The sequence below is a fragment of the Roseomonas sp. HF4 genome (assembly GCF_005222755.1).
Taxonomy (GTDB): Bacteria; Pseudomonadota; Alphaproteobacteria; order Acetobacterales; family Acetobacteraceae; genus Neoroseomonas.
The window spans coordinates 317,471-342,407 of the sequence record NZ_STGD01000003.1 but is presented as its reverse complement, the minus strand read 5'-3'; the positions used below and the strand labels follow the sequence as shown (position 1 = coordinate 342,407).

General features: G+C 73.3%; 28 protein-coding genes and 1 pseudogene. 18 read left to right on the top strand and 11 right to left on the bottom strand.

Features of this window, described 5'->3' with window-relative positions; genetic code table 11:
* The first annotated feature begins 27 nt into the window (after positions 1-27).
* From map to E8M80_RS07235, 3 genes are all read left to right on the top strand, one after another.
* Entirely contained in the window at positions 28-834 is an 807-nt protein-coding gene (map, locus tag E8M80_RS07245) for a type I methionyl aminopeptidase (RefSeq protein ID WP_137124992.1), read from the top strand.
* A 108-nt stretch (positions 835-942) separates the two neighbouring features.
* Positions 943-1,659, top strand: coding sequence for a RadC family protein (gene radC / locus E8M80_RS07240; protein ID WP_240789936.1), 717 nt, complete (start codon positions 943-945; stop codon positions 1,657-1,659).
* A 75-nt stretch (positions 1,660-1,734) separates the two neighbouring features.
* Positions 1,735-2,694: a S1C family serine protease gene (locus E8M80_RS07235; RefSeq protein WP_137124990.1), complete on the top strand. Its 960-nt coding sequence runs from the start codon at positions 1,735-1,737 to the stop codon at positions 2,692-2,694.
* Positions 2,695-2,707: 13 nt separating this feature from the next.
* Here the strand turns inward: E8M80_RS07235 and E8M80_RS07230 are convergent, their stop codons facing one another.
* Both E8M80_RS07230 and E8M80_RS07225 read right to left on the bottom strand, forming a co-directional pair.
* The gene (locus E8M80_RS07230; protein ID WP_137124989.1) at positions 2,708-3,325 is read right to left on the bottom strand and encodes a hypothetical protein; all 618 of its coding nucleotides are present in this window, start codon (positions 3,323-3,325) and stop codon (positions 2,708-2,710) included.
* A 262-nt stretch (positions 3,326-3,587) separates the two neighbouring features.
* A pseudogene (locus E8M80_RS07225) lies at positions 3,588-4,214 on the bottom strand (TerC family protein); the annotation flags it as partial.
* A 157-nt stretch (positions 4,215-4,371) separates the two neighbouring features.
* Here E8M80_RS07225 and purB point away from each other — a divergent pair.
* From purB to purQ, 7 genes are all read left to right on the top strand, one after another.
* Positions 4,372-5,709: an adenylosuccinate lyase gene (purB, locus tag E8M80_RS07220; protein WP_137124987.1), complete on the top strand. Its 1,338-nt coding sequence runs from the start codon at positions 4,372-4,374 to the stop codon at positions 5,707-5,709.
* Between the two features lie 99 nt (positions 5,710-5,808).
* Positions 5,809-6,126 (top strand): hypothetical protein, encoded by a 318-nt coding sequence (locus E8M80_RS07215; RefSeq protein WP_137124986.1) that lies wholly within the window; start codon positions 5,809-5,811, stop codon positions 6,124-6,126.
* 84 nt (positions 6,127-6,210) lie between these two features.
* Positions 6,211-6,960, top strand: a complete 750-nt coding sequence (locus E8M80_RS07210; RefSeq protein WP_137124985.1) for an NRDE family protein — start codon at positions 6,211-6,213, stop codon at positions 6,958-6,960.
* Positions 6,961-7,072: 112 nt separating this feature from the next.
* Positions 7,073-7,837, top strand: a complete 765-nt coding sequence (gene purC, locus E8M80_RS07205) for a phosphoribosylaminoimidazolesuccinocarboxamide synthase (protein ID WP_137124984.1) — start codon at positions 7,073-7,075, stop codon at positions 7,835-7,837.
* Entirely contained in the window at positions 7,834-8,073 is a 240-nt protein-coding gene (gene purS, locus E8M80_RS07200; RefSeq protein WP_137124983.1) for a phosphoribosylformylglycinamidine synthase subunit PurS, read from the top strand. The genes purC and purS overlap by 4 nt, the downstream gene beginning before the upstream one ends.
* A 1-nt stretch (position 8,074) precedes the next feature.
* Positions 8,075-8,293 carry a hypothetical protein gene (locus E8M80_RS07195; protein ID WP_137124982.1) on the top strand — a complete coding sequence of 73 codons (219 nt, stop codon included), beginning with the start codon at positions 8,075-8,077 and terminating at the stop codon, positions 8,291-8,293.
* A gap of 16 nt (positions 8,294-8,309) precedes the next feature.
* Positions 8,310-9,005: a phosphoribosylformylglycinamidine synthase subunit PurQ gene (gene purQ, locus E8M80_RS07190; RefSeq protein WP_137124981.1), complete on the top strand. Its 696-nt coding sequence runs from the start codon at positions 8,310-8,312 to the stop codon at positions 9,003-9,005.
* A 25-nt stretch (positions 9,006-9,030) separates the two neighbouring features.
* Here purQ and E8M80_RS07185 read toward each other — a convergent pair whose 3' ends face one another.
* Both E8M80_RS07185 and E8M80_RS07180 read right to left on the bottom strand, forming a co-directional pair.
* Positions 9,031-9,657 carry a DedA family protein gene (locus E8M80_RS07185; RefSeq protein WP_137124980.1) on the bottom strand — a complete coding sequence of 209 codons (627 nt, stop codon included), beginning with the start codon at positions 9,655-9,657 and terminating at the stop codon, positions 9,031-9,033.
* A complete protein-coding gene (locus tag E8M80_RS07180) occupies positions 9,658-11,346 on the bottom strand; it encodes a glycosyltransferase family 39 protein (protein WP_240789929.1) in 1,689 nt (562 codons plus the stop codon). It abuts the gene before it with no gap.
* Positions 11,347-11,397: 51 nt separating this feature from the next.
* On the opposite strand from E8M80_RS07180, the gene E8M80_RS07175 reads away from it, so the two are divergent.
* Complete coding sequence (locus tag E8M80_RS07175; protein WP_240789928.1) at positions 11,398-12,654, top strand: RsmB/NOP family class I SAM-dependent RNA methyltransferase; 1,257 nt, start codon at positions 11,398-11,400, stop codon at positions 12,652-12,654.
* Between the two features lie 122 nt (positions 12,655-12,776).
* Here the strand turns inward: E8M80_RS07175 and E8M80_RS07170 are convergent, their stop codons facing one another.
* Together E8M80_RS07170 and E8M80_RS07165 are read right to left on the bottom strand one after the other, a co-directional pair.
* A complete protein-coding gene (locus tag E8M80_RS07170; protein ID WP_137124977.1) occupies positions 12,777-12,959 on the bottom strand; it encodes a hypothetical protein in 183 nt (60 codons plus the stop codon).
* A gap of 124 nt (positions 12,960-13,083) precedes the next feature.
* Positions 13,084-13,701, bottom strand: coding sequence for a DUF2459 domain-containing protein (locus E8M80_RS07165; protein ID WP_137124976.1), 618 nt, complete (start codon positions 13,699-13,701; stop codon positions 13,084-13,086).
* 277 nt (positions 13,702-13,978) lie between these two features.
* On the opposite strand from E8M80_RS07165, the gene E8M80_RS07160 reads away from it, so the two are divergent.
* The 6 genes from E8M80_RS07160 to E8M80_RS07135 all read left to right on the top strand — a co-directional run bounded on the left by E8M80_RS07160 (position 13,979) and on the right by E8M80_RS07135 (position 19,871).
* Positions 13,979-14,449, top strand: coding sequence for an Lrp/AsnC family transcriptional regulator (locus E8M80_RS07160; protein ID WP_240789927.1), 471 nt, complete (start codon positions 13,979-13,981; stop codon positions 14,447-14,449).
* Between the two features lie 70 nt (positions 14,450-14,519).
* On the top strand, positions 14,520-15,188 hold the full coding sequence (rpe, locus tag E8M80_RS07155; RefSeq protein ID WP_137124974.1) for a ribulose-phosphate 3-epimerase: 669 nt from the start codon (positions 14,520-14,522) through the stop codon (positions 15,186-15,188).
* Positions 15,185-16,846 (top strand): heparinase II/III family protein, encoded by a 1,662-nt coding sequence (locus tag E8M80_RS07150; RefSeq protein ID WP_170979245.1) that lies wholly within the window; start codon positions 15,185-15,187, stop codon positions 16,844-16,846. The genes rpe and E8M80_RS07150 overlap by 4 nt, the downstream gene beginning before the upstream one ends.
* A 144-nt stretch (positions 16,847-16,990) precedes the next feature.
* Positions 16,991-18,157, top strand: a complete 1,167-nt coding sequence (locus E8M80_RS07145; RefSeq protein WP_137124973.1) for an MFS transporter — start codon at positions 16,991-16,993, stop codon at positions 18,155-18,157.
* A gap of 185 nt (positions 18,158-18,342) precedes the next feature.
* Positions 18,343-19,152 carry a 3'-5' exonuclease gene (locus E8M80_RS25820; RefSeq protein ID WP_170979244.1) on the top strand — a complete coding sequence of 270 codons (810 nt, stop codon included), beginning with the start codon at positions 18,343-18,345 and terminating at the stop codon, positions 19,150-19,152.
* Positions 19,153-19,199: 47 nt separating this feature from the next.
* Positions 19,200-19,871, top strand: a complete 672-nt coding sequence (locus tag E8M80_RS07135) for a tyrosine-protein phosphatase (protein ID WP_137124972.1) — start codon at positions 19,200-19,202, stop codon at positions 19,869-19,871.
* Here the strand turns inward: E8M80_RS07135 and E8M80_RS07130 are convergent.
* From E8M80_RS07130 to E8M80_RS07120, 3 genes are read right to left on the bottom strand one after another with little or no spacing between them, the layout of a single operon-like run.
* Entirely contained in the window at positions 19,858-20,508 is a 651-nt protein-coding gene (locus E8M80_RS07130; protein WP_137124971.1) for a CatB-related O-acetyltransferase, read from the bottom strand. The two genes, E8M80_RS07135 and E8M80_RS07130, sit on opposite strands and share 14 nt — an antisense overlap.
* Positions 20,505-21,605, bottom strand: coding sequence for an MFS transporter (locus E8M80_RS07125; protein WP_137124970.1), 1,101 nt, complete (start codon positions 21,603-21,605; stop codon positions 20,505-20,507). The genes E8M80_RS07130 and E8M80_RS07125 overlap by 4 nt, the downstream gene beginning before the upstream one ends.
* Before the next feature lie 53 nt (positions 21,606-21,658).
* The gene (locus E8M80_RS07120; protein WP_137124969.1) at positions 21,659-22,453 is read right to left on the bottom strand and encodes a sulfotransferase family 2 domain-containing protein; all 795 of its coding nucleotides are present in this window, start codon (positions 22,451-22,453) and stop codon (positions 21,659-21,661) included.
* A gap of 110 nt (positions 22,454-22,563) precedes the next feature.
* Here E8M80_RS07120 and E8M80_RS07115 point away from each other — a divergent pair, with 110 nt between their 5' ends.
* Complete coding sequence (locus tag E8M80_RS07115) at positions 22,564-23,694, top strand: CaiB/BaiF CoA-transferase family protein (protein ID WP_206035586.1); 1,131 nt, start codon at positions 22,564-22,566, stop codon at positions 23,692-23,694.
* Between the two features lie 9 nt (positions 23,695-23,703).
* Here E8M80_RS07115 and E8M80_RS07110 read toward each other — a convergent pair whose 3' ends face one another.
* The gene (locus E8M80_RS07110; protein WP_137124967.1) at positions 23,704-24,372 is read right to left on the bottom strand and encodes a glutathione S-transferase family protein; all 669 of its coding nucleotides are present in this window, start codon (positions 24,370-24,372) and stop codon (positions 23,704-23,706) included.
* A 48-nt stretch (positions 24,373-24,420) separates the two neighbouring features.
* Positions 24,421-24,933: a hypothetical protein gene (locus E8M80_RS07105; RefSeq protein WP_137124966.1), complete on the bottom strand. Its 513-nt coding sequence runs from the start codon at positions 24,931-24,933 to the stop codon at positions 24,421-24,423.
* Positions 24,934-24,937: the final 4 nt, after the last annotated feature.

Genomic DNA, 24,937 nt, shown 5'->3' with positions numbered 1-24,937 from the left:
ACCGAAGCCGCGATCCGGACCCACCCCATGGAGCAGCAGGGCGGCGAAGCCCGTCGAATCACGATCCATCGCCCCGAGGACTTCGCGGGCATGCGCAAGGCCGGCCGCCTGGCCGCCGAGACGCTGGACATGATCGCGACCCATGTGAAGCCCGGCGTGACGACGGGCGAGATCGACAGGATCTGCCATGACTTCATGGTGGGCCATGGCGCGGTGCCGGCGACGCTCGGCTACCGCGGCTACACCAAATCCTCCTGCACCTCGGTCAACCACGTGGTCTGCCACGGGATCCCAGGCGACCGCGTCCTGGCCGAGGGCGACATCGTGAACATCGATGTCACGGTCATCCTGGATGGCTGGTATGGCGACACCAGCCGCATGTTCGTGGCCGGGGAGCCGTCGACCAAGGCGCGGCTGCTGATGGACGTGACCTACGAATCCCTGATGAAGGGCATTGCGGCCATCCGTCCGGGCGCCACGCTCGGCGACATCGGCCACGCCATCCAGAGCTTCGTCGAACGCCATCGCTTCAGCGTCGTGCGCGACTTCTGCGGCCACGGCATCGGCCGGCATTTCCACGAGCCGCCCAACGTCCTGCACTACGGCCGCCCGGGAGAGGGCCCGAAGCTCAAGCCCGGCATGTTCTTCACGGTCGAGCCGATGGTGAATGCCGGCCGGCCGGAGGTGAAGATCCTCGACGACGGCTGGACGGCGGTGACGCGCGACCGCTCCCTCTCCGCCCAGTTCGAGCACATGGTCGGCGTGACCGAGACGGGCGTCGAGGTCTTCACCATCTCGCCCGCCGGGCAGCACCGTCCCTATCGGGCCGGCTGACGCACCGGGCTTTCAACCCAAGGTCGAATTGCTGTATGAATCATCGCGCCGCGGCGCCTTTCGCCGGGGACGGAGGCCATGCGCAAGAAATCCGGCCTGGCCGAGGCGATGCCCGGCCTCCTCGCCTTCGCGGACCCGGAGGCGGAAGTGCCGCCGCCCGGCCATCTCGGCCACCGCGCCCGGATGCGGGAGAAGCTGCTCGCCTCCGGGCCCGATGCGCTGCTCGACCACGAGATGCTGGAGATGCTGCTGTTCCTGGCGCTGCCGCGGCGCGACACCAAGCCGATCGCGCGCGCGCTGCTGGCCCGGTTCGGGTCCTTCGCCAATGCCATCGCCGCGCCGGCGCAGGACCTCCGCCAGGTCGAGGGCCTGGGCGAGGCCGGCATCGCCGCGCTCAAGACCGTGCAGGGCGCGGCACTTCGCCTGGCCCGCGCCGAGATCCTGGACCGCCCGGTGCTGAACAACTGGGACCGGCTGATCGCTTACCTCAGCGCCGCCCTGACGCGCGAGCGGGTGGAGCAGTTCCGCATCCTGTTTCTTGACACGCGCAATCGCCTGATCGCCGACGAGCAGCAGGCGCGCGGCACGGTCAACCACACGCCGGTCTACCCGCGCGAGGTGGTCAAGCGCGCGCTGGAACTGCAGGCGACGGCGCTGATCCTGGTGCACAACCACCCCTCCGGCGACCCGACGCCGTCGCGCGCCGATCTCGACATGACGCAGGAGATCAAGGCGGCGGCCGGCAGCCTCGGCATCGTGCTGCACGACCACCTGGTGATGGGCAACGGGCGCCACCTGTCCTTCCGGCGGGAGGGGCTGCTGTGATCCGCTTCGCAGCGCGTTTCGCGTGACGCACCGCGGCCGTTGACCCGCGCCGCGGCATGCCGGCACCCTTCGGCCATGCGCTTCGCCTCCTCCCTCATCGTGCTGGCCGCCGGCCTCGCCGCCTCTGCCGCGTTCGCGCAGAAGCCGGGGTCGTTCGGGAACCTGCCGCCGCCGCCCCAGGCGCCGGCGTGGCGCGGGCCGGCGCCCTCGCCGCAAGCGACGCTGCCGCGGGACAAGCCGCCGCCGCTCGGCGCCGTGGCACCGCGCGGCGGGCCGGGCCCCGTCCCGCGCGCGCCGGGCGCCCTGGCGGCGCTGCCGACCGCCAAGCCGCCGCCGCTTGGCCGCATCGCGCCGGGCGGCCCCGGCCCCCAAGCCGGGCCCGGCCCGGGGGCGCCCGGCCGCCGCCAGATGGTCTCCTCCGGCACCGGCTTCGTCGTCGCGCCGCGGCAGATCATGACCAACCAGCACGTCGCGGAGGGCTGCTCCTCGATGACCGCGCGGCTCGCGAACGGCGGCGAGATCGCGGCCACCGTCATCGCCTCGGACCGCAACCGTGACCTCGCGCTGCTGCGCACGGACGGCGACCCCGGCCCCGTGCTGCCCTTCCGCCGGGCCGCGGATGTGCGGCGCGGCGAGAACGTCGTGACCTACGGCTTCCCGCTCGCGGGACTGCTGTCGTCGGGACCTACGCTGACGACGGGCGATGTCTCGGCGCTGGCGGGGCTGCAGGACAATCCACGCCAGATCCAGATCAGCGCGCCGGTGCAGCAGGGCAATTCCGGCGGGCCGCTGCTCGACCTTCGCGGCCACGTGGTCGGCGTCATCGTCTCGAAGCTGAATGCGCAACGTATCGCGCAGGCGACCGGCGACATCCCGCAGAACGTGAACTTCGCCGTGAAGCACACCGAGGCCGTGGACTTCATGCGCGAGCACGGCGTCCAGCCGGTGCTGGAGGATGCCGGCGCGGCGCGGACGGCCGCCGAGGTCGGCGACATCGCGCACGCATCGACCGTCTTCCTGCGCTGCCTCCGCTGACGGGCGCCGCGGGTCAGGCGCCGCGGACTGCCCGCAAAGCGCCGGCCGCGAAGGCCTGGGCGTCGACCGAGGCAGCGAGCCGGTCCGACATCGTGATCTGCATCTTCACGAACCGCCCCGCCGCGGTGCCGACGCAGACATGGCGCGTCACCGGCGCGCGCCCGAAGGCGCCGTGCAGCATCGCACACCGCATCCCGGGGTCCGCGACCGTCACCCTCTCGCGCTCTGTGAGGCGCCGACCGGTGCGGCCGTAGGGCGCGTCCGTGACCTCCGAGACCGCGGACGTCAACTCGCGGTCGATCTCGGCCGCCTCAGGGTCGGACGGGACGCGCCCGCCTGTCTCATAGACCAGCACGGTCGCCACGGCCGCGCGGTTCGCGGTCGCATAGTCCATCGAGAGCGTCGGCCCGGAACGCGGCGCGACGTCGCCGCGGACGAAGCCCGCGATCTCCCGCGGCATCGCCGCCGCCACCGCGTCGAGCGACGGGCGCGACGCACCCTCGATGGCCGCGCAACCGCCGAGAACCGCCAGCGCCAGCGCCAGCGCCAGCACCGGCCGGCGAGCGGCGCCCGGGGCGCGGATGGCGGCGGTCGGGTCTTGCCGGTGGCGTTCGGTGGGTTCGGTCTTCACCCCGCCCATCCTGCAGCGAATTCCGGCCGTTTCGTGACCGGTCGTCGCAGGCGCCGGGGGCATGCCGGCATCAGGCGCCCGCGCGCTGGTACCGGAGGTCGCGCACAGCCCCCGACACGAGCGTAATGATCGCCGTGTAGACGATCATCTGCATGAACGTCGCACCGACCCAGAGCCAGACCGGGAAGACGCCGGCGATGGTCGGCACCAGGAACCCGAGCGGCAGGAACAGGTAGGCATAGGCCTCCGGCACCGCCATCGCGACCTGGTGCGTTCCCTCGTAGATCATCGCGATCGCGACATAGAGGATCACGAGCAGCCCGACCCAGGCGATCCAGCGGTGCTTGTCGAGCAGCCGCGCGATCAGCGTCGCCGCCACGCCCATCAGCACGACCGAGAAGGCCAGGCCGATGATCAGGATGTAGGGGTGGTCCTTCGCCGCGCCCGCGACGGCGAGCACGTTGTCGAGGCTCATCGAGACGTCGGCGACGAGGATCTGGATGATGGCCTGGCGCAGTGTCTTGCGCGGCGCGCCGGGCTCGGTCCCCTCCAGCGCCTCGACGCCCTCGTGCTGCTCGGTCACGTCGGGGTTGTCGTGCCCGCCGCCGTCGCGCAGCTCGCGGTACATCTTCCAGCAGACCCAGAGCAGCAGCACGCCGCCCGCCAGAACGATGCCGACGATGGACAGCAGCTGGACCGTGATCGATGCGAAGGCGATGCGCATGACCGTCGCGGCGATGATGCCCCAGAAGATCGCCTTGCGCCGCTGGTCCGCCGGCAGGCCGGCCGCGGCCATGCCGACGACGATCGCGTTGTCGCCCGCCAGCACGACGTCGATGAATAGCACCATGGCCAGCGGCTGGAGCCACTCGGGCAGCATTTCCAACATGCGACGGACGTTCCTGGGCGAGATTTGTCTTGAACCGGGGCGTAGCGTTAGCCGGCCATCCGATGGCGGGCAACCCCGGACCTAACCGGGGGCACGGCTTGCGCTGGGGCGCCCCGCGCGCCAAAGGGGGCGCCACCCGCCTTCGGAGCCCCCCGCCATGGTCCCGCGCTACGCCCGCCCGCAGATGGAAGCGATCTGGTCCCCGGCCGAGCGCTACCGGATCTGGTTCGAGATCGAGGCGCTGGCCGCCGAGGCCATGGCCGGCATCGGCGCCATCCCGGCCGAGGCGGCGCGCGCGATCCGCGCGAAAGGCGGCCCCCGGGCGGCCGCGATCGGCGCCGCCGAGGTCGCCCGCATCGACGAGATCGAGCGCGAGACGCGCCACGACGTCATCGCCTTCCTCACCTTCATGGCCGAGGGCATCGGCGAGCCCGCGCGCTTCATGCACCAGGGCATGACGAGCAGCGACGTGCTCGACACCTGCCTCGCGGTGCAGATGACCCGCGCGGCGGACCTGCTGATCGCGGATGTCGACGCCCTGCTCGCCGCGCTCAAGGCCCGCGCGTTCGAGCACCGCATGACGCCCACCATCGGCCGCAGCCACGGCATCCATGCCGAGCCGACGACCTTCGGCCTGAAGCTCGCCGGCCACCACGCCGAATTCCAGCGCGGCCGCGCCCGCCTGGTCGCGGCCCGGGCCGAGGTCGCCACCTGCGCCATCTCGGGGCCGGTCGGCACCTTCGCCTCTGTCGACCCGCGCGTGGAGGAGTTCGTCGCGGGCAGGCTCGGGCTCGCGGTCGAGCCGGTCTCGACCCAGGTCATCCCGCGCGACCGCCACGCCGCCTTCTTCTGCGCGCTGGCCGTGGTCGCGAGCGGCATCGAGCGCCTCGCGACCGAGGTACGCCACCTGCAGCGGAGCGAGGTGCGCGAGGCGGAGGAATTCTTCCATCCCGGGCAGAAGGGCAGCAGCGCCATGCCCCACAAGCGCAACCCGGTGCTGAGCGAGAACCTGACCGGCCTCGCCCGCCTGGTGCGCGGCTATGCCTTGCCCGCGCTCGAGAACGTGGCGCTCTGGCACGAGCGCGACATCAGCCATTCGAGCGTCGAGCGCGTCATCGCCCCGGATGCGACCATCGCGCTCGACTTCGCGCTCGCGCGCCTCACGGGCATGATCGAGAAGCTGACGATCTACCCCGAGCGCATGGCGGCCAACGTCGAATCGCTCGGCGGCGTGGTGCACAGCCAGAAGGTGCTGCTCGCCTTGACCCAGGCGGGCATGAGCCGGGAGGACGCCTACAGCGCCGTCCAGCGCGCGGCCATGGCGACCTGGACCGCTCTGGGCGCGCCCGACGCGAAGTCCTTCCGGGAGAACCTCCTGGCCGACGGGGCGGTGGCCGCGCTGCTCGCCCCGGCCGCGCTCGACGAGGCGATGGATCCGCGTCGCGACTTCGTCCACGTGGACACGGTCTTTCGCCGCGTCTTCGGGGCGGGCTGACACTCCCGCGCTGAAACACTTCACGGCGCATGCGGGGACGCCGTGATTCTGCCGCAGGGTTTGGTTAATCTTCTTGTCATGAACGCAAGGGAGTCGACCATGCGCACCCTGACGAAGTTGGGCCTGTCGACAATGGCAGTCCTGGCCGCGCTCGCGGCCGCACCTATGGAAGCCACCGCGGGGGACCGGAATGGCCGCCATGGCGGCCGGTGGGACCATCCGGGCCGCGGCTGGGGCCCGCCGCCACGCGCCTATGTCGCGCCGCCGCCGCGGGTCTACTACGCGCCGCCGCCGCCACGGTACTATTACGCGCCGCCGCCGCGCGTCTATTACGCGCCGCCGCCTCGGTACTACTACGCGCCGCCGCCAGCATACTATGTCCCGGCCCCGGGCGTGTCGTTCAACTTCCGCTTCTGACCACGTCGCGGCCGGGGGGCGGGTTCCGGCGGGGCGGCGTCCACCCCGGTTGCGGCGCGGCCGCCCTGGCCGCAGCCTGCGCCCATGTGCACCGTCATCCTCCTGCGCCGGCCCGGCCATGACTGGCCGGTTCTCGTCGCCGCGAATCGCGATGAACGCCTGGACCGCGCCTGGGACCCGCCCGCGCCCTGGTGGCCGGAGGCCCCGGGCCTGGTCGGCGGCCGCGATCGCAGCGCGGGCGGCACCTGGATGGCGCTCGGCCCCTCCGGCGTCATCGCGGCCGTACTGAACCGTCCGGGCAGTCTCGGCCCGGCCCAGGGCAAGCGCTCCCGCGGCGAATTGCCGCTGATGGCCGCCGGCGCCCCGTCGGCCGCCGAGGCCGCCCGCCGGATCGCCGCCCTGCCGGCCGAGGAATGGCGCCCGTTCAACATGGTGGTCGCGGATGCGGCGGAAGCGCACTTCATCCGCGGCCTCGGCGCCGGCCGGCCCGAGGCCATGGCCCTCGGCGAGGGCCTGTCCATGGTCACCGCCCACGACCCGAACGACCCGACCAGCCCGCGCACGCGGCGCCACCTGCCCCGCTTCCGTGCCGAGCCGCCGCCCGACCCCGGCGCCGGCGACTGGTCGGCCTGGCAGCGCCTGCTGGCCGATGGCGGCTTCGACCCCGCGATCGGCCCGGCCGAGACGCTGAACGTGCCGCCGACGAACGGCTTCGGCACCGTCTCCTCCAGCCTCCTCGCGCTCGGCACGGCTGGCGCGCGGCGCTGGCTGTTCTGCGCGGAACCTCCGGGCTCGGCGCCGTTCCGCCCGGTCGCGCTGCCGGGCGCAGCCTGACGCGGGGCTGCCCCCGACCGTGGACATGGCCCTGCCCCGCCACCCTTGCTATACGCACCCCCGACCTACGCCCGCCGTCCCCCGGCCCGGCGACTGCAAGGATTCCTCCGCCATGGCGCGTCGCCGACAACTCTACGAGGGCAAGGCCAAGGTCCTGTTCGAAGGCCCCGAGCCAGGCACCCTGGTCCAGTACTTCAAGGACGACGCAACCTCCGGCAACGGTGCCAAGAAGGGCACCATCACCGGCAAGGGCGTGCTGAACAACCGCATCAGCGAATACCTGATGACGCGGCTGGCCGAGATCGGCGTGCCCACGCACTTCATCCGCCGGCTCAACATGCGCGAGCAGCTGATCCGCGAGGTGGAGATCATCCCGCTCGAGGTCGTGGTTCGCAACGTCGCCGCCGGCTCGCTGGCGACGCGCCTCGGCATCCCGGAAGGCCAGCGCCTGCCGCGCTCGATCATCGAGTACTACTACAAGAACGACCAGCTCAACGACCCGATGGTGGCCGAGGAGCACATCACCTGCTTCGGCTGGGCCTCCACCCAGGACCTCGACGACATGGTGGCGCTCACGCTGCGGGTGAACGACTTCCTCACCGGGCTCTTCCTCGGCGTCGGCATCACGCTGGTCGACTTTAAGCTCGAATTCGGCCGGCTCTGGGAGAACGAGGAGATGCGCATCGTCCTCGCCGACGAGATCAGCCCCGACAATTGCCGGCTCTGGGACGCCAAGACCGGCGAGAAGATGGACAAGGACCGTTTCCGCCGCGACCTCGGCAAGGTCGAGGAAGGCTACCAGGAAGTGGCGCGCCGCCTCGGCATCCTGCCCGAGGCCGGGCCGCGCGACATGTCGGGGCCGGAGGTCATGCAATGAAGGCGCGGGTCTACGTGATGCCCAAGGCCGGCGTCCTCGACCCGCAGGGCAAGGCGATCGGCCATGCGCTGGAAGGGCTCGGCTTCGGCGGTGTGAACGACGTCCGCGCCGGCAAGGTGATCGAGCTCGACCTGGCCGAGACCGACCCTGCGCGCGCGAAGGCTGCGGCCGAGGACATGGCCCGCCGCCTGCTCGCCAACACCGTCATCGAATCCTTCCGGGTCGAGCTCGCCTGACATGGTGAAGGCGAGCCTCCTCGCGATGTTGGTGCTGACCGTGCTGATCGCGATGGGGCTGCGCTGGCGGGAACAGCGGATGGCGTCGCTGCCGCGCATGGGCCTCGTGGCCCGCGGCAAGCACACGATGAACCGCTGGGTCACGGCGGCCGCCATCGCAGCCGCCTCCACCATGCTGATCATGGGCGGGCTGCACTACCTCCGCCTCTACCTCGGCTGAACGAACGGGACCGCCCATGAAGGCCGCCATCGTCACCTTCCCCGGCACCAACCGCGAACGCGACATGCGCGTTGCACTGAAGCGCGCCACGGGCCGCGATCCGCTGATGCTGTTCCACCGCGACGCGCTGCCGCCGGGCCTCGACCTGGTCGTCCTGCCGGGCGGCTTCTCCTACGGGGACTACCTCCGCTGCGGCGCCATGGCCGCGCAGTCGCCGATCATGCGCGACGTGCGGGCCTTCGCGGCGAAGGGCGGGCATGTGCTCGGCGTCTGCAACGGCTTCCAGATCCTGATCGAGGCGGGGCTGCTGCCCGGCGGGCTGCTGCGCAACGCGACGCTGCGCTTCCTGTCGATGGACTGCCACATGCGCGTCGAGCGCGCCGGCACCGCCTTCACGTCCCGCTGGCAGAAGGGCGCGGTGTTCCGCGCGCCGATGGCGCATGGCGACGGCAACTACTTCGCCGACGACGCGACGCTCGACCGGCTGGAGAGCGAGGGCCTGGTCGCCTTCCGCTACACGGATGAACGCGGCGAGGCGACCGAGGCCGCCAACCGCAACGGCAGCGCGCGCAACATCGCGGGCATCCTCTCCCCCAACCTCCGCGTCTGCGGCCTGATGCCGCATCCCGAGGACCTGGTGGACCCGCTGATGGGCGGCACGGACGGCCTGCCGATGTTCGAGAGCCTCGCGGACGCCTTCCTGCCGGCGTGAAGCGGGGGCGGGCTGCCCCTGGCCGTCACCGCCCTGCCTGCTGCCGCCGCCGCCGCGCCCGCTGGAAGGCGCGAAGCAGGTGCATCGCGTAGCCGCCGACCACGATGCCGACCACGACCCAGGCGAGCGGCTCCACCCAGTGCTCGACCTTGTCGTAGTGGTCCTCGAGGAAATAGCCCGCCAGCGCCAGGAAGGTGAGCCACACCGTCGAGCCGAGCGCGGTCCAGAGGTAGAAGACGCCGCGCGGGATCAGCACCATCCCCGCCGGCACCGAGATCAGCGTGCGCACGCCGGGCAGCATCCGCCCGAAGCAGATCGCAACCGGCCCCCAGCGGCGCAGCAGCCCGGTCGCCTGGTCGAGATCCTCCTCCTCCACCGCGAACCACTTGCCGTAGCGGATCACCAGCGGACGGAACCGCTCGACGCCGAGCCACCGCCCCGCCTCGTACCAGACGATGTTGCCGACCAGCGTGCCCGCGACCGCGAAGGCGATCAGGCCCGGCAGCGACATCTCCCCACGCGCCGCGGCGAACCCCGCCGCCGCCATGATGAGTTCCGACGGGATCGGCGGGAACAGGTTCTCGAGCACCATCAGCGCGAAGACACCGGCCAGCCCGCCGGCCGAGACGAGGTTGGTCACCCACTCGAACATCTAGTCCACCTTGAACAGCGAGACGGTGATCCACCGCCCCCGCACGTAGTTGAGCCCGGTGACCGAGCCGAGTTCCCGCAGCGTCAGCCCGCGCTCCGCCGCGGCGCGGCGGAAGGCGGCCTCATGCCTGTCCCCTATGGCCGCAATGCGGCCGGGCTGCTCGGCCAGGAAGGCCGCCCCGGCCTCGCCGGTCGCAAGCAGCCTGATGCCGCCGCCCAGCGCGAATTGCAGCGACGGCTCATGGTGCCCCGAGACGCCGAAGCGCTCGGGCGGCAGGCCGGGGGCTACCTCCCGCACCAGCGCCGCGATGCGGGGCGACAGCCAGACCGCCTCCATCCGCGGAATGGTTCCCTCCAGCACCGAGGCATAGACCGGCACGGCGAGCACGGCGCCCGCCAGCGCGGCGCGCGCGAAGGCGCCCGCCCGCACCGCCCGCAGCACCACGAGCGCGAGCAGCGCGCCCGCCGCGATGCCCGCCAGCGCGAACCACTCGACCCGCCCCTCGACGAACAGGACGGCGCCGAGGAAGGCCGCCGGCAGCCCGACCGCGACGCCGACAAGCGCGAAGGTCCCGAGCCAGCGCATCCAGCGCGGCGCCTCCCGCCGCAGCGGATCCATCGCCCAGCGCGCGCCGAGCAGCATCAGCGCCGGGAAGGCCGGCAGCACGTAGTGCGGCAGCTTCGTCTGCACCGCCTCGAACAGCAGCCAGGTCGGCACCGCCCAGGCGAGCAGGAAGCGCACCGGCGCGGCCATCCGGTCGGCCCAGGCGCCGGGCAGGCTGCGCAGCACGAGCCAGGCCGAGGGGAAGGCCGTGATGCCGAAGATCGCGGCATAGAGGCCTGGCGGGCCCCAATGCGCTTCCTCCCCCGAACCCACCTTGTCGAGCATGTCGCCGCCGATGGCTTCGGTGAAGAAGCGCCCCTCGGTCGCGATGCCGATGGCGACGAACCAGGGGGCTGCGAACAGCAGCATCAGCGGCAGGCCCCAGCCCAGACGCAGCGCCGGCAGCCAGGGCGCCGAGAGTCGCCAGACCCTTGCGCCCGCCGGGCGGTCCATCGCCGCCAACGTGAAGCCGGCGAGCAGCGGCACGAGCGGCGCGATCGGCCCCTTCAGCAGCACGCCGAGGCCGAGCACCGCCCAGAACCCCGCCGCCATGCGCGGCGTGAAGCGTTCCGGCGCCAGGTACGCGCGCCCGAACAGCCCCATCGCGACGGTGATGGCCGCCAGCAGCGCGGCATCGGTCTTGGCGATATGCGTCTCGACCACCAGCACCATGCAGGGGGCCAGCATCGCCGCCGCCACGAAGGCCGCCCGCCGCCCGACCAGCGCGCGGCCCAGGTAGAAGGTGGCCAGCACCGCCGCCAGCGCGCCGAGCAACGACGGCAGCCGATAGGCCCAGATCGCGCCCCGCGCCGGCACGCCCGCGGCTTCCAGCGCATGCACCACGCCCGCCTGCGCCCAGTGGATGCCGGCCGGCTTCTTGTTGCGCTCGACCTCGCCGAGCCGGATGCGGACGTAGTCGCCGGTCTCGACCATCTGGCGCGTCGCCTGCGCGAAGCGGCTCTCGTCGCGGTCGCCCTGCGGGATGGTGAAGAAGCCGGGCAGCCACAGCAGCAGGCAGAGCGCGACGAGCCAGGATGCCGGCCGTCGCGTCTCGGGCAGCCGGTCGAGGAAGGCAACGGCGCGCATGACGCGGCGCGTCTAGCACGCGACCGGCAAGGGTGCCATGAAGCGCCGGTCGTGACCCCGCCCCCCGCCGGACTGCCGACCCGCAAAGCCGCCCGCGACCTCCTGGAGGCGACGCTCGAGCATCGCCGACCGCTGGAGGAAGCACTGGAGGCGCTGCCGCGGCGCCTCGACCCGCGCGACCGCGCCGCCGCGCATCGCATCGCGGCGGCGGTGCTGCGCCGCCTCGGCTCGATCGACGAGGTGCTCTCGCCGTTCCTGCGCAAGGAGCCCCCGCCGCCGGCGCGCCACGCGCTGCGCATCGGCGCGGCGGAACTGCTGCTGCTGGAAACGCCGCCGCACGCCGCGGTCGCGACCGCCGTCGCGCTCGCGCCCCGCGCCTTCGCGGGCCTCGTGAACGCCGTGCTGCGCAAGGTGGCGGCGGAGGGCGCATCGGCGCTGGAGGGGCTCGACGCACCGCGCCTCGACACGCCCGCTTGGCTCTGGTCCGCCTGGCACGCCGCCTATGGGCCGGCAGTACGCGCCATCGCCGAGGCCCATCGCGGCCCTGCGCCGCTCGACCTGACGCTCGCCCCGGGCGCCGCGCCGCCAGCGGGCGCCGAGGCGCTGCCGACCGGGTCTTGGCGCATGGCCGCCGGCACGCGCGTGACCGACCTGCCCGGCTTCGCCGAGGGCCATTTCTGGGTGCAGGACGCCGCCGCGGCGCTGCCCGCCATGCTGCTGGCGCCGCGGCCGGGGGAGCGCATCGCCGACCTCTGCGCCGCCCCGGGCGGCAAGACGGCGCAGCTGGCCGCCGCCGGCGCCGAGGTCACGGCCGTCGAGCGCGACCCCGCGCGCGCCGCCCGGCTGGCGGAGAACCTCGCGCGCCTGCGCCTGGCGGCGACCATCGTGCAGGCCGATGCCGCCACCTGGACGCCGCCGGCGCCCTTCGACGCCATCCTGCTGGACGCGCCCTGCACCGCGACGGGCACGATCCGCCGCCATCCCGACGTCGCGCACACCAAGCGCGCGCGGGACGTGACGACGGCCGCTGAGGCGCAGGCACGCCTTCTGGCCTCGGCCGCGCGGATGCTGAAGCCGGGCGGCCGCCTCGTCTTCGCCACCTGCTCCCTGCAGCCCGAGGAGGGGGAGGCGCATCTCGCCCGCGCCGCCTCCCTCGGGCTTGCGCATGATCCCTTCGCGGCCGCGGACCTGCCGGGCCTGCCGGAAGCGATCACGCCACAGGGGTGGCTCCGCACCCGCCCCGATTTCTGGCCGGCGCGCGGCGGCATGGATGGCTTCTTCGCGGCGCGGTTCCGCCCCGCCGGTTAGCGAGACATTGGATCAGGCGGAATCGTCCGATCGGATTCCCTGCCCGCGGAAACGTAGCATCCCGAACGCCTCAGGCCCGACCTGCGGACCCGCGCAGCGGTGCCGGACGATCGGGCGCCGCCTCAGGCGCCCGGTCCCGGCAGGCCCTTGGCAGGCGGCGCGACGCGCACGGGGGGCTTGCGCGGCTCGCGCCGCGCGGCGGGCGGATCGAGGCGCGTCGCCGCCAGGACCGTCGCGCGCGGCGGGGACGTGGCCGGCATGCGGAGCAGCGCGCTGCGCATCAGGAGGTCGCGGCGGATGGACATGCTGTGTGGTCTCGGACTCGGATCCTCGGTCGGATCGTCTTCTCCGCGGCGATGGTTGCAGATGAAGGGCTTCATGGTGTCTGTCGCGTGACATCGCGTTGCGCAACGCGGTCCGGGGCGACGGTCAGACCGCCGCCTGGCGCGCCGCCTCGGCCCGCACCGCCGCGATCGCCGCGCTGCGCAGCCGGATGCCCTCGACCGGCACCGGCAGCCCCGCCTCGGCCAGGGCCCGCATCACCCAGCCATTGCAGGTGAAGCCGATCGAATAGGGCAACCGCGAGGGCACCAGCAGCCATGCCCCCGACGCCGGCGCGGGCGGGACCGGCGCAGCCACCTGCCCCAGGATGAAGCGCGCGATGGCAGCCGTCCCGCCCTCCGGCAGGCGGAGGGCCACCTGATCCTCAGCGCCGGGCGGCACCGACGCCGCGAGGGCACGCACCGAGACCACCGCCGGCCCGCCGCCGAGGGCCGCGAGCGCCTCCGCCGAACCGGGCCGGTCCGCACGCATCCATGATTCGAGCCCGAAGCCGAAGGCGAAGCCCGCCGCGCCCGTCGCGTCCGCAGCGAAAGGCGCGAGCGCGCCACCCCGGACGGCGGCGCCCGGCAGGCAGAGGTCCACGTGCCAGGCCTCGGCGGCGGCGATCACGCCCTCGGTGCCGAGGGGCCGGGCCGTGCGCGGCGGCACCGGTCCGGCACAGGAACCGGCCAGGGCGGCGACCAGGATCGCGCGACGCTGCGGCATGGTTGCGCCTGACCACGGCCGCGCGCCCCTGTCCAGTCATTCCAGCCGCGCGCCGGCGCGGCGCCAGGCGGCGCGCGAGCAGCCGGCCCAGGATGTCGAGGCGGCCGCCCGGCGCCCACGGCACGACGAGGCCGACGCACGGAAGGAGGTCACGGCATTGGGTCATGCTCGAAGAAGTCTCGGTCGGAAGAGAATTATGTTCTTCCAAAATGCTGATTTCTTGCAACAGAAAGATTTTCCTTCTAATGAATCACGATATTTCACCAGGACCTTGCCTGTGACCCGCGCCTTCGAGCCTGACGCCACCGACCGCGCCATCCTCCGCCTCATCCAGAAGGATGCCGCCCTCTCGCTCGCCGACATCGCGAAGGAGGTCGGCCTCACGCCCACCCCCTGCTGGAAGCGCATCCGCCGCATGGAGCAGGAGGGCGTCATCACCGGCCGCGTCGTGCTGGTGGACCCGGCGAAGGTCGGGCTCGGCGTGTCGGTCATGGTCGCGATCGAGACCGGCGACCATTCCGCGCCCTGGATCGAGGCCTTCGCCGCGACGGTCGCGCGCATGCCCGAGATCGTGGAATGCTGGCGCCTCGGCGGCGACGTCGACTACCTGCTGCGCGTCGTGGTGCCCGACATGGCCGCCTTCGACGCCTTCTACCGCCGCCTGACGGCCGAGGTGCCGAGCCTGCGCAAGGTGACGTCGCGCTTCGCGATGGAACGGGTCAAGTCCACGACGGCGCTGCCGATCTGACGCGGCGCGAGCGGCACGGGCGGCGACCGAAGACTCCCGCCCTCCGGCGCAAACCGCTACATATCGACTCGTGCCCCCGCCCCTGATCGCCCCGTCCCTGCTCGCCGCCGACTTCGCCCGCCTGGGTGAGGAGGTCGCGGCCGTGGCCGCCGCCGGCGCCGACTGGCTGCACCTCGACATCATGGACGGGCATTTCGTGCCCAACATCTCCTTCGGGCCGGTCGTGGTGAAGGCGCTGCGCCGGCACGCGGCGATCCCCTTCGACGTCCACCTGATGATCGCGCCGGCCGACCCCTACCTCGCCGCCTTCGCCGAGGCCGGCGCCGACTGGATCAGCCTGCACCCGGAAGCGGGGCCGCATTTGCACCGGTCGCTGCAGACCATCCGCGCCCTGGGAAAGAAGGCGGGCGTGGTGCTCAACCCCGCGACGCCCGTCGAGACCGTCGCGCATGTGCTCGACCTCACGGACCTCATCCTCGTCATGTCCGTGAACCCGGGATTCGGCGGGCAGTCTTTCCTCGACAGCCAGTTGCCAAAGATCGCCACTCTCCGCCGTATGATCGACGCATCGGGGCGCGACATCCGCCTGCAGGTCGATGGCGGCGTGACGGCCGCGACCGCGCCCCGCTGCATCAAGGCCGGCGCCGACGTCCTGGTGGCCGGTACCGCGGTCTTCGGCCAGGCGGACTACAGCGCCGCCATGGCGGCGCTGCGCCAGCCCCGGAAGCAGGCCGCATGATCGGCATCCTGCGCGGCGCGCGGCAGCGACTCGCGCGGCTTCGCCCCGTCCGCGTGCCGGATGCGCCGGCGCGCGCCTTCCGCGACCTCTGGCCCGGCGATGCCGCGCGCGGCGCCCGCCTGCTGCGCGGTGAATTCGAGACCGCCGGCACCGCCCGCATGCTCCGCCCCGGCGCGCCCGGCGCCGAGGGCTGGGACCCGCCCTCCGGCACGCCGGCCTGGCGCGCCGCCGCGCATGGCTTCGCCTGGATGCGCGACCTGCGCGCGCTCGGCACCGATGCCGCGCGGCTGCATGCCCGCGCGCTGACCGCGGACTGGCTCAACCGGGGCGCCGACGAAGCGGTGGCCGACGCGCCCGAGGTGACCGGCGCGCGGCTGTCGGCCTGGCTCGGCCATTGGGACTTCTTCGCCGCCACCGCCGAGGACGGCTTCCGCCGCGCGGTCATGACGCGCATGGCGCAGGACGCGCGCGACCTCTCCGCCGCCCTGCCGGCCGAGGCCGAGCACCGCGGCGCGCTGGCCGCGCTGAAGGGCGCCATGGCGGCCGCGGTGGCGCTGGAGGAGGACGCCTACCTCCAGCGCGCCGTCCGCTTCCTGCCGGCCGAGATCGAGCGCCAGTTCCACCCCGATGGCGGCCATGTGGAACGCTCCCCGGCCGCGCAGTTGCTGGCGCTGCAGGACCTGATCGAGATCCGCAACCTACTGCACGGCGCTGGCGTCGAGCCGCCGCCGCACCTCGCCGCCGTGCTCGACCGCGCGGCGCCCGCGCTGCGCCTGTTCCGCCACGGCGACGGCGCGCTCGCGCTGTTCAACGGCACGCGGGAGGAAGGCTCGGCGCTGGTCGATTTGGTGCTGACCCAGGGCCAGGCCCGCGGCCGCGCGCCCGCCGAACTGCCCGAGACGGGCTTCGAGCGCCTGCAGGCCGGCCGCACGCTGGTCATCGTGGACACCGGCGCGCCGCCATCGGGCCGCGCAGCCGGCGCCGGGGATGGCGGGCTGCCGGCCGGGGCCGACCGACTCGCCCATGCCGGCACCCTCGCCTTCGAGATGTCGGTCGGCCGCGACCGCCTGATCGTGAATTGCGGCGCCGCACCGGCGGCCGAGGAAGCCTGGCGCGATGCGCTGCGCGCCACCGCCGCGCATTCCACGCTGATCCTGTCGGACACCAATTCCGCCGAACTCCGCGCCAACGGCCTTGGCCGCCGGCCGGAGGAGGTCGAGACCGCCCGCCACGAGGCCGCCGGCGCCCAATGGCTGGAAGCGTCGCACGACGGCTGGCGCCGCAGCTTCGGCGCGCTGCATCGCCGCCGCCTCTATCTGGCCGAATCCGGGGACGACCTGCGCGGCGAGGACATGGTCGAGATGGCCGGCGACGCCGCCCCACCGGGCTTCGTGCTGCGGTTCCACCTGCATCCGGGGGTCGTCGCCTCCCTGCTGCAGGACGAAAGCGCGGCGCTGCTCCGGCTGCCATCCGGCATGGGCTGGAAGATCCGCGCCAAGGGGGCGCGCGTGGCGCTGGAGGAAAGCGTCTATCTCGGCGCCGAGGCGCGCCGGTCGAACCAGGTGGTGCTGGTGGCCGAGGAGGGCGAGGCCTCGGTCCAGTGGGCGATCACGCGGGTATCGATGCCCGGGCCGGGGCAGGCGGCGCCGGAGTCGTAGCGGCGGAGAGGGGCGTCTCCCTCTCCGGACCTCTCCCCACCAAAGGCCGTAGGGCCTTTGGGAACCAATACCGATCGGGGCACCGGGCAAGGCAGCGCCCTGCCCTGCGTTGACGCATCCCGCGCCGCGCCCGACCATGTCCCCGTGCCAAGAAATGCAGGCGTCGCGACGGTCGGGGCCGCGGTCTTCGCGATCGGGTTCTCCACCACCCTCGCGATGCCGCTCTTCACCGCCTATGCGACGCGCGACGGCGGCGGCGCGGGCGGCCTGGCCGCCGCCTTCATCGCCTATGCCGGCACGCTGATCGTCACGGCGCCGCTGCTCGGCGGCCTGTCCGACCGGATCGGGCGCAAACCCTGCGTGCTGGCGGGGCTGGTGCTGGCGGGGCTCTCCACGCTCGCGCTCGTGCTGGCGCCGGGGCTCGGCGCGCTGGCGGCGGCGCGCGCGCTGCAGGGGCTCGCGATCGGCCTGGTCGCGGGCGGCGCCACGGCCTGGGCGGCGGAACTCGCGGGCGGGCCGGAGGCCGGGCGGCGCGCGGCGCGCGTCATGGCCTTCGGCACGGCGGGATCCTACGGCGCGGGGGGACTCGCGACGCTGGTCGCGCTCTGGCTGCTCGGCACTGCGGAACCGCCCGTCACCTTCTGGCTGCACATCGCGGCCGTCGTGGTCCTGCTGCCCGTGGTCGCGCGCCTGCCGGACCGCCGCCCGCCCGCGCGCGTCGCATGGCTGCGCGTGCCGGCCTTCCCGCGCGGCACCCTCGCCCCCTCCTTCGGGATGTTCGCGGCCTGGGGCGTGACGGGCGTCGCCATCACCTCGGTGCCGAGCGCACTCGCCGCGGCGGGCCATCCGCGACTCGGCCCGCTGGCGGTGTGCTTCATGATCCTGGCCGGAACGGCGGTGCAGCAGGCGATCGGCGGCATGGCGGCGCGGCGGTCCTCGCTGGTCGGGCTGCCGGTGCTGGCCGCGGGGGCGGGGCTGGTCGTGCTCGGCACGCTGGCCGCCTCCCTGCCGCTGCTGCTGGCGGGCGGCGCGCTGGTGGGCAGCGCCGCCTACGGCTTCCTCTATGTCGGCGCCCTGGCGGCCGCGACCGAGGCAGCCTCGGGCGAGGACCGCGCGCGCGCCGCGGCGGGGGTCTTCCTCGTGGCCCATGCGGGGTTCTGCATCCCGCCGCTGCTGACGGGACTGGCGGTGGATGCCTTCGGGGCGGGGGCGGCGCTGGCGGGGTTCTGGGCGGGGGTCGCGCTGCTGTGCGCGGGGCTTGCCGCGGCGCTGCTGCGACGCGAGAGGCCATCGACCCCGCCAAGGGCCTGACGGGCGCGTCGGTCGACAAGGTCGGGGGAGGAGAACCTCCCCCGAGCCCCCTCCCTTCCTTGTCCCCTGGCGCCGGTTCTGGGAGGCGGGACGCCAAGGTATCGGGTTCCGAGGGCCTTTCGGCCCTCGGCGGGGTGGGTCCGGGAGGGGCGGCGCCCCTCCCGGAATCAGGGCATGATGCCCCTATGGACCGCATCGTCGTCTTCGACATCGAGACCATCCCCGACCTCGCCGCCGGCCGCGCCCTGCTGGGCGAGGCCGCCGAGGGCCTGGACGACGCGGCGCTGCGCGAACGCCTCGGCGCCCGCTATGCGCGGGACGGCCAGGACGCCGCCACGGCCTTCCTCAAGCCGCCGCTGCACGCCATCGCCTGCCTCGCTCTGCTGGTCGCCGAGCGCGACGGGCATGACGAGCCCTTCCGCGTCCGCCGCCTGGCCGCGCGCCACATCGGCGACACCCCGGAGGCCGAGATCCTGGCCCTGTTCGAGCGCACCCTCGCGCAGGGGCGCCCCGGCCCGGTCCTGGTCGGCTTCAACACCTCGGGCTTCGACATTCCCGTACTGCGCTACCGCGCGATGGCGACCGGCGTCGCCATGCCCTCGCTGCACGGCGCCAACGGGCGGGACTACGGCTATCGCTTCGGCAAGGATCACCTGGACCTGGCGGATCGGCTGAGCGGATTCCGCGCCTCGCCCATGCCATCGCTCGCGGAGGCCTGCGCGCTGCTCGGCCTGACCGCCAAGGCGGCCATGCACGGGGCGGAGGTCGAGCCCGCCATGCGCGCCGGCCGCGGCGCCGAGGTCGCGACCTATTGCGAGACCGACGTCGCCGCCACCTTCCTGCTGCTGCTGCGCTGGCTGCAGGCGACGGGCGGATTGGGCGGCGGCGCGGCGCGCGCCGGATTCGCCGGCTTCGCCGCCTTCCTCGAGGAACACCGCGCCGAGCCCGACTTCGCGGAGCACGCGCTGGTCGCGGCTCGGCTGGCCGCGGCATGACGCCTCCCCTGTCCAAGCGGCGCCGGCCGGGGTAAGGCCCGCCCCGCATGTCCGGCCGCGACCTCAGCGCGCCTGGCGGCCGCCGCGCCGCCTGGCTCAACAGCCTGTTCGTCGACCATGCCCTGCTGCGCCTCGGCTGGCGCAACTGGGGCGTGGTGGAGAGCGGACGGCTCTACCGGTCGAACCACCCGACGCCCTGGCAACTGGAACAGGCGGTGCGCCGGCATGGAATCCGCACCGTCATCAACCTGCGCGGCCACCGGGAGGCCTGCGGATCGGACGTGCTCGGGCGGCAGGCGGCGGCCGATCTCGGGCTGGTGCACATTGACGCGCCGCTGGAGAGCCGCGGCGCGCCGCACAAGGACCGGATCCTGCGCCTGGCTGGCCTGTTCGACCGGATGGAGGAGCCGGCGCTGATCCACTGCAAGTCTGGCGCCGACCGGACGGGCCTCGCGGCCGGGCTCTGGCTGGTGCTGCAGGGCCGGCCGGTGGAGGAGGCGCTGGCGCAGCTCTCGCTCCGCCACGGGCATGTGGCGGCGGCGCGCACCGGCATCCTCGACGCCTTCTTCCGCGCCTATGCCGCGCATGTGAAGGCGCACGGGCCGACGCCGTTCCTCGACTGGGTGCGGGACGATTATTCGGAGGACGCGCTACGGGCGTCCTTCCGCAGCACCGCCTGGGCCGACCGGCTGGTGGACGGGGTGCTCAGGCGCGAGTGAGCGCCGCGACGTCGCCCGCCACCAGCGCCGGCACGGCGCGCGCGACGCGATCGGCCGGCCAGTCCCACCAGCCGATCTCGAGCAGCCGCGCGATGGTCGGCGCATCGAAGCGCATCCGCACCACCCGCGCGGGGTTGCCCGCGACGACGGCATAGGGCGGGACGTCCTTCGCCACCACGGCCCGCGCGCCGACCACCGCGCCGTGGCCGACCGTGACGCCCGGCAGCACGAGGCATTCGGTGCCGATCCAGACATCATGCCCGATCTCGATCGGGCCGCCGCCGCGCCAGGGATAGTCGGCGAGCGGCAGCGCCTCGGCGAAGGCACCCCCCAGGATGCCGAAGGGGAAGGTGGACGGCCCGGCCATGGCGTGGTTCCCGCCCGGCATCAGGAAGGTCGCGCGGTGCGCGATGGCGCAGTAGCGCCCGAAGGAGAGCCGGCCCGTGCCGTAGTTGTAGTGCACGCAGCGGTCGAGGAAGCGCAGCGCCTCGGCGGGCTCGTGGTCGTGGTAATAGGTGAAGTCCCCGGCGGCGACGTTCGCGACTTCGGGATGGCGGGCCAGGAGCGGCTTCAGGAACACCACGCCCGGCGCATGCGGGATCGGGCGGAGCGTGTCGGGGTCGGGCCGCGGGATCATGCAAGGCGTCTCGGTGCCACGCGAAGATGCAGGCCGAGCGCCCCCAGCGCCACCGCCAGGAAGCCGACGCCGGCCAGCAGCGGCGCCGCCGGCGCGCCGGTCATGTCCCGCGCCAGCCCGGCCAGCGGCGGCAGCACCGCCAGCGCCCCGTAGAACAGCGTGTAGTGCACCCCCATGCCGAAGGCCCTGCTGGCGGGCGAGAGCGCGCGCCCGACCATCGCCATGACCAGCGAGGCCGGCGGCGCCGTCAGCACCCCGAACAGCGCGAGGCAGAGCCAGGGCGACGCGCCCGCCACCAGTCCCAGCAGGCAACCCGCCATGCCGGCCATGCAGCCGATGATGACCGCCACGGGCCGGCCCGCGCGTTCGGCCAGCGCGCCCCCCATCGGCAGCAGCGGCAGGATGGCGAAGCCGATCAGCGACGCGGCGAAGCCCGCCGCCTCCACGGTCCAGCCGCGCGCGACAAGGAAGGCCGGCGCGAAGCCGAGTGCCACGACATAGGCCGCGTTGTAGAAGCCCCAGACGGCGCCGGCCGAGACCAGAGGCGCCCATTCCGCGCGGAGCAGCCCGCCGCGCCGCGCCGGCGCCGCGCCAGCCGCCGCCCCGCGCGGCAGCGTGAGCGCGAGCGGCAGGAAGGACGCCGCGCAGACCGCCGCCGAGAGCCAGAGCCCCGACCGCCAGTCCTCACCCAGGAGCGGCAGCACCACGAGCGCGAGCCCGATCCCGCATGGCCAGGCCATGAGCATGAACCCGAGTGCCGGCGCGAGCGCTGCGCCCGCGAAGCGGTCGAGCACCATCTTGGCGCAGGCGAGCGCGAGCAGGGCGCCGCCCATGCCCGAGACGACCCGCCCGGCCATGGCGCCCACGAATCCCTCCGCCAGCGCCAGCCCCGCTCCGCCCAGCGCCATCAGCGCGACGCCAGCCAGCAGCACCCGCCGGTCCCCGAGCCGCGCCATCACCCAGCCCGCCGGCAGCGCCACGAAGACGCCCGCCAGCGAATAGGCGCCGATCAGCGTGCCGAGTTGCGCCCAGTCCGAGGCCAGCGAGCCGATCAGAAGCGGGCCGAGCGCGCCCACCACCTGGAACTGCGCGCCCATCGCGGCGCGGGAGGCAGCGAGGATGCCGAGTTCCGCCCAGCGGTTCGTGGCGGTCAGCGCGGCACCTGGCGCAGATGCGCCCGCGCCAGGCGGAACAGCATCCGGTCGAGTTGCGTGCAGCGGTCGAGCTCGGCGCGGATCTCGGGCGTGATCTCCTCCTCGACCACGGGCTCGAGCGCGGCGGTCTCCTCCTGCCGCGTGTTGAGCCGGCCCATGGCGGCGACGCGCGGCATGCCGAAGGCCAGCGCAACCCGCGTATAGATCTGCCCGAGCTGGCTCGAGATGCCGAAGACATCGGTGGCCAGGAGGTTGCCGGTGGCGCGGTGCATGACCTCGAGCTCGGTCACGTTCATGCCGCCCGCGCCGGAATTGTAGCGCCAGGTGCCGTCCGCCCACACGTTCATCTGCCCGGCGAGGTAGCGCGCCATGGTGTTGTCGGTGGCGTCGGTCACCTCGTGGTGGCGGTTGCGCAGGAAGTCGAGCAGCGTGCCCGCGCGCGCGATGGCCGGCCCTTCGAGCTTGCGCGCGGCGATCACTTCCGGCCGGTGCCGCTTCCAGAAATAATAGGTCGAGAGCACGCGCTCCACCGGGTCGCGCAGTACGGTCACGATGAAGAGCGGCCCGGGGATCAGGCGCAGCTGGTCGAAATTGTAGTGCCCTGAGAAATAGCGCCAGCGCGACAATTCCTCGGTGGAGTAGCGGTCGAGCGCCGAGAAGCGCTCCGGGCAGACCTCCTCCGGCGCGAAATGCTTCGAGAAATGGTGGTGCAGCGTGGTGCCGCCGGTCTTGGGCAGGTGCAGGAAGACGAGCCTGCGCCCGGCGGCCTCGGGGTGCGGGGAAAGCGCCATGCCGGCCGCATATCAGAGAAGCGCCGGGTGCGGAACACGCGTGCGGTGCCTTTCCAGGCGGCGCCCGGTGCCTATGCTCGGTGCCCGGGACCGCTGGAGGGATGCCGGGAATGCTGCCGCTCGAAGGGGTGCGGGTGATCGAGGTGGGCCAGGCGCTGGCCGGGCCGCTCGCGGGCGCGATCATGGCCGACATGGGCGCCGACGTGATCAAGGTGGAGAAACCGGACGGAGGCGACGACGCGCGCGGCTGGGGCCCGCCCTTCGGGCCGGACGGAGAGACCTCGCTCTATTTCCACGGGCAGAACCGGAGCAAGCGCAGCGTCACGCTCGACCTGAAGGCAGCGGCGGACCTGGACGCGCTGCACCGGCTCTGCGAGGGCGCCGACATCCTGATCCAGAACCTCCGCCCCGGCGTGATGGACGAGATCGGCATCGGCCCCGACGCGATGCTCGCGCGGCATCCGCGCCTGATCTACTGCTCGATCTGGGCCTTCGGGGATCGCGGGCCGCTGAAGATGCGACCGGGCTTCGACCCGCTGCTGCAGGCCTATGGCGGCATGATGAGCATGACCGGCCGCGCGGATGACCCGCCCACCTTCTGCGGCGCGTCGATCAACGACAAGGCGACGGGGATGTTCACCGTGATCGGCGCGCTCGGCGCGCTGCGCCGGCGCGAGATCACGGGCCGCGGCGGGCTGGTTGACACCTCCTTGTTCGAGACGGCGGTGCATTGGGTCGAGGGCCAAGTGAACGCGCATCTCGCGACCGGGGAGGTGCCGAAGCGGCACGGCACCGGCGCCGCCGTGATCGTGCCCTACCAGGTGTTCGAGACGGCCGACCGGCCGCTCTGCCTCGCGGCCGGCAATGACCGTCTCTGGGCGCGCTGCGCGCGGGTGCTGGGGCATCCGGAGTGGGGGGCGGACGAGCGCTTCGCCAAGGGCGCGGCGCGCGTGCGCAACCGCGCCGTGCTGGTGCCGCTGATCGCCGAGGTGCTGAAGTCCCGCGCGCGCGATGCCTGGATCGCGGCGCTGGAGGCCGCCGGCGTACCCTGCGCCGCGGTGAACGACATCGGCGAGGTGGCGGCGAGCGAGCAGTTCGCCGCCGTCGGCATCGCGCAGGACCTGCCCGGGGGGCCGCGCGTCGTCGGCCTGCCAATCAGCTTCGACCGCGTCCGCCCGCGCCCGTCCCGCGCCGCGCCGCGGCTTGGCGAGCACAATGCCGAGGTGCTGGGGCGGGAGTGACGCGCCGCCTTAGAAATCGAGGTCGGCGTAGTGTGCCGGCGGCTCCAGCCCGCTGATGCGGTCGGACAGCAGGCCTCGGAAGGACGGGCGTGACTTCATCCGCGCGTACCAGTCCTTCGCCGCATCGTTCAGCGACCAGTCGATGTCGCCGATGTAGTCGAGCGCCGACAGATGCGCCGCCGCCGCGAGGTCGGCCAGCGAGAGCATCGGCCCCGCGAGCCAGGGCCGCGTCTCCGCGAGCCAGCCGAGATAGGCGAGGTGCGGCTTGAGGTTCGCATAGCCCGCGCGGATCGCGCCCGCATCCGGGTTGCCGCGGCCCATCAGGCGCTTCATCTGCTTCTCGTACAGCAGGTTGAGCCCGACCTCGGCGTGGAACTTGCCGTCGAACCAGGCGACCAGGCGGCGCACCTCGACCCGTTCCGCAAGCGTGCGGCCGAGCAGCGGCGTGTCCGGGTAGGCCTCGTCCAGGTATTCGCAGATCGCGGTCGAATCCGGGATGGTGAGGCCGTTGTCCTCCTGCAGCACCGGCACCGTGCAGGCGGGGTTCATGGCGAGGAAATCCTCGCGTCTCTCCCATACGCGCTCGAGGCGCAGGTCGAAGGGGATGCGCTTTTCCGCCAGCGCGAGGCGGACCTTGCGCGCGAAGGGCGAGAGGGGAAGGTGATACAGCAGCCGCACGATGCGGCGCTTATGCCACCCGACCCGGCGTCGCGCAAAGGCCTGGCGTCAGATCCGCCGCGCGCAGGCCAGGAAGGCCTCGGTCACCGCGCGCGTGCCGCGCAGGTCGGCGGCCCAGGGCTCGACGCGCTCCCCGGGGAAGCTCACCTGCATGCGGTAGCCGGCCGCGAAGGCCTCCACGAAGTTGATGAAGTTGCGGAAGGCCCCGCCATAGGACGCCTCGATCATGTCGGGCTGCGAGGTGCCGACGTAGTTGAGTTCCGCCCGGCGGCTGTCGATCGCGACGACGATCCTGCCCCGCGCCTCCCGGCGCACGTTCCACGACCGGTCGCCCACCTGGATGAAGCCGTGCAGGTTGCCGTTCAGCCGCTCGACCTTGATCCAGAAGAAGCGGCCGCGGCTGTTCGCATTGGTGCCCATGCCGCAGAGCGGCCCGCCGGTGCTCTGCGCCACATAGGCGCGCCAGCCGTTGACGGATGCCAGGTCGCGCACCTGCTGCGCGGAGGCCGGCACGACTGCCGCGGCAAGAAGGGCCGCAAAGGCCAGGGCGGAAAGTCGCACGGCA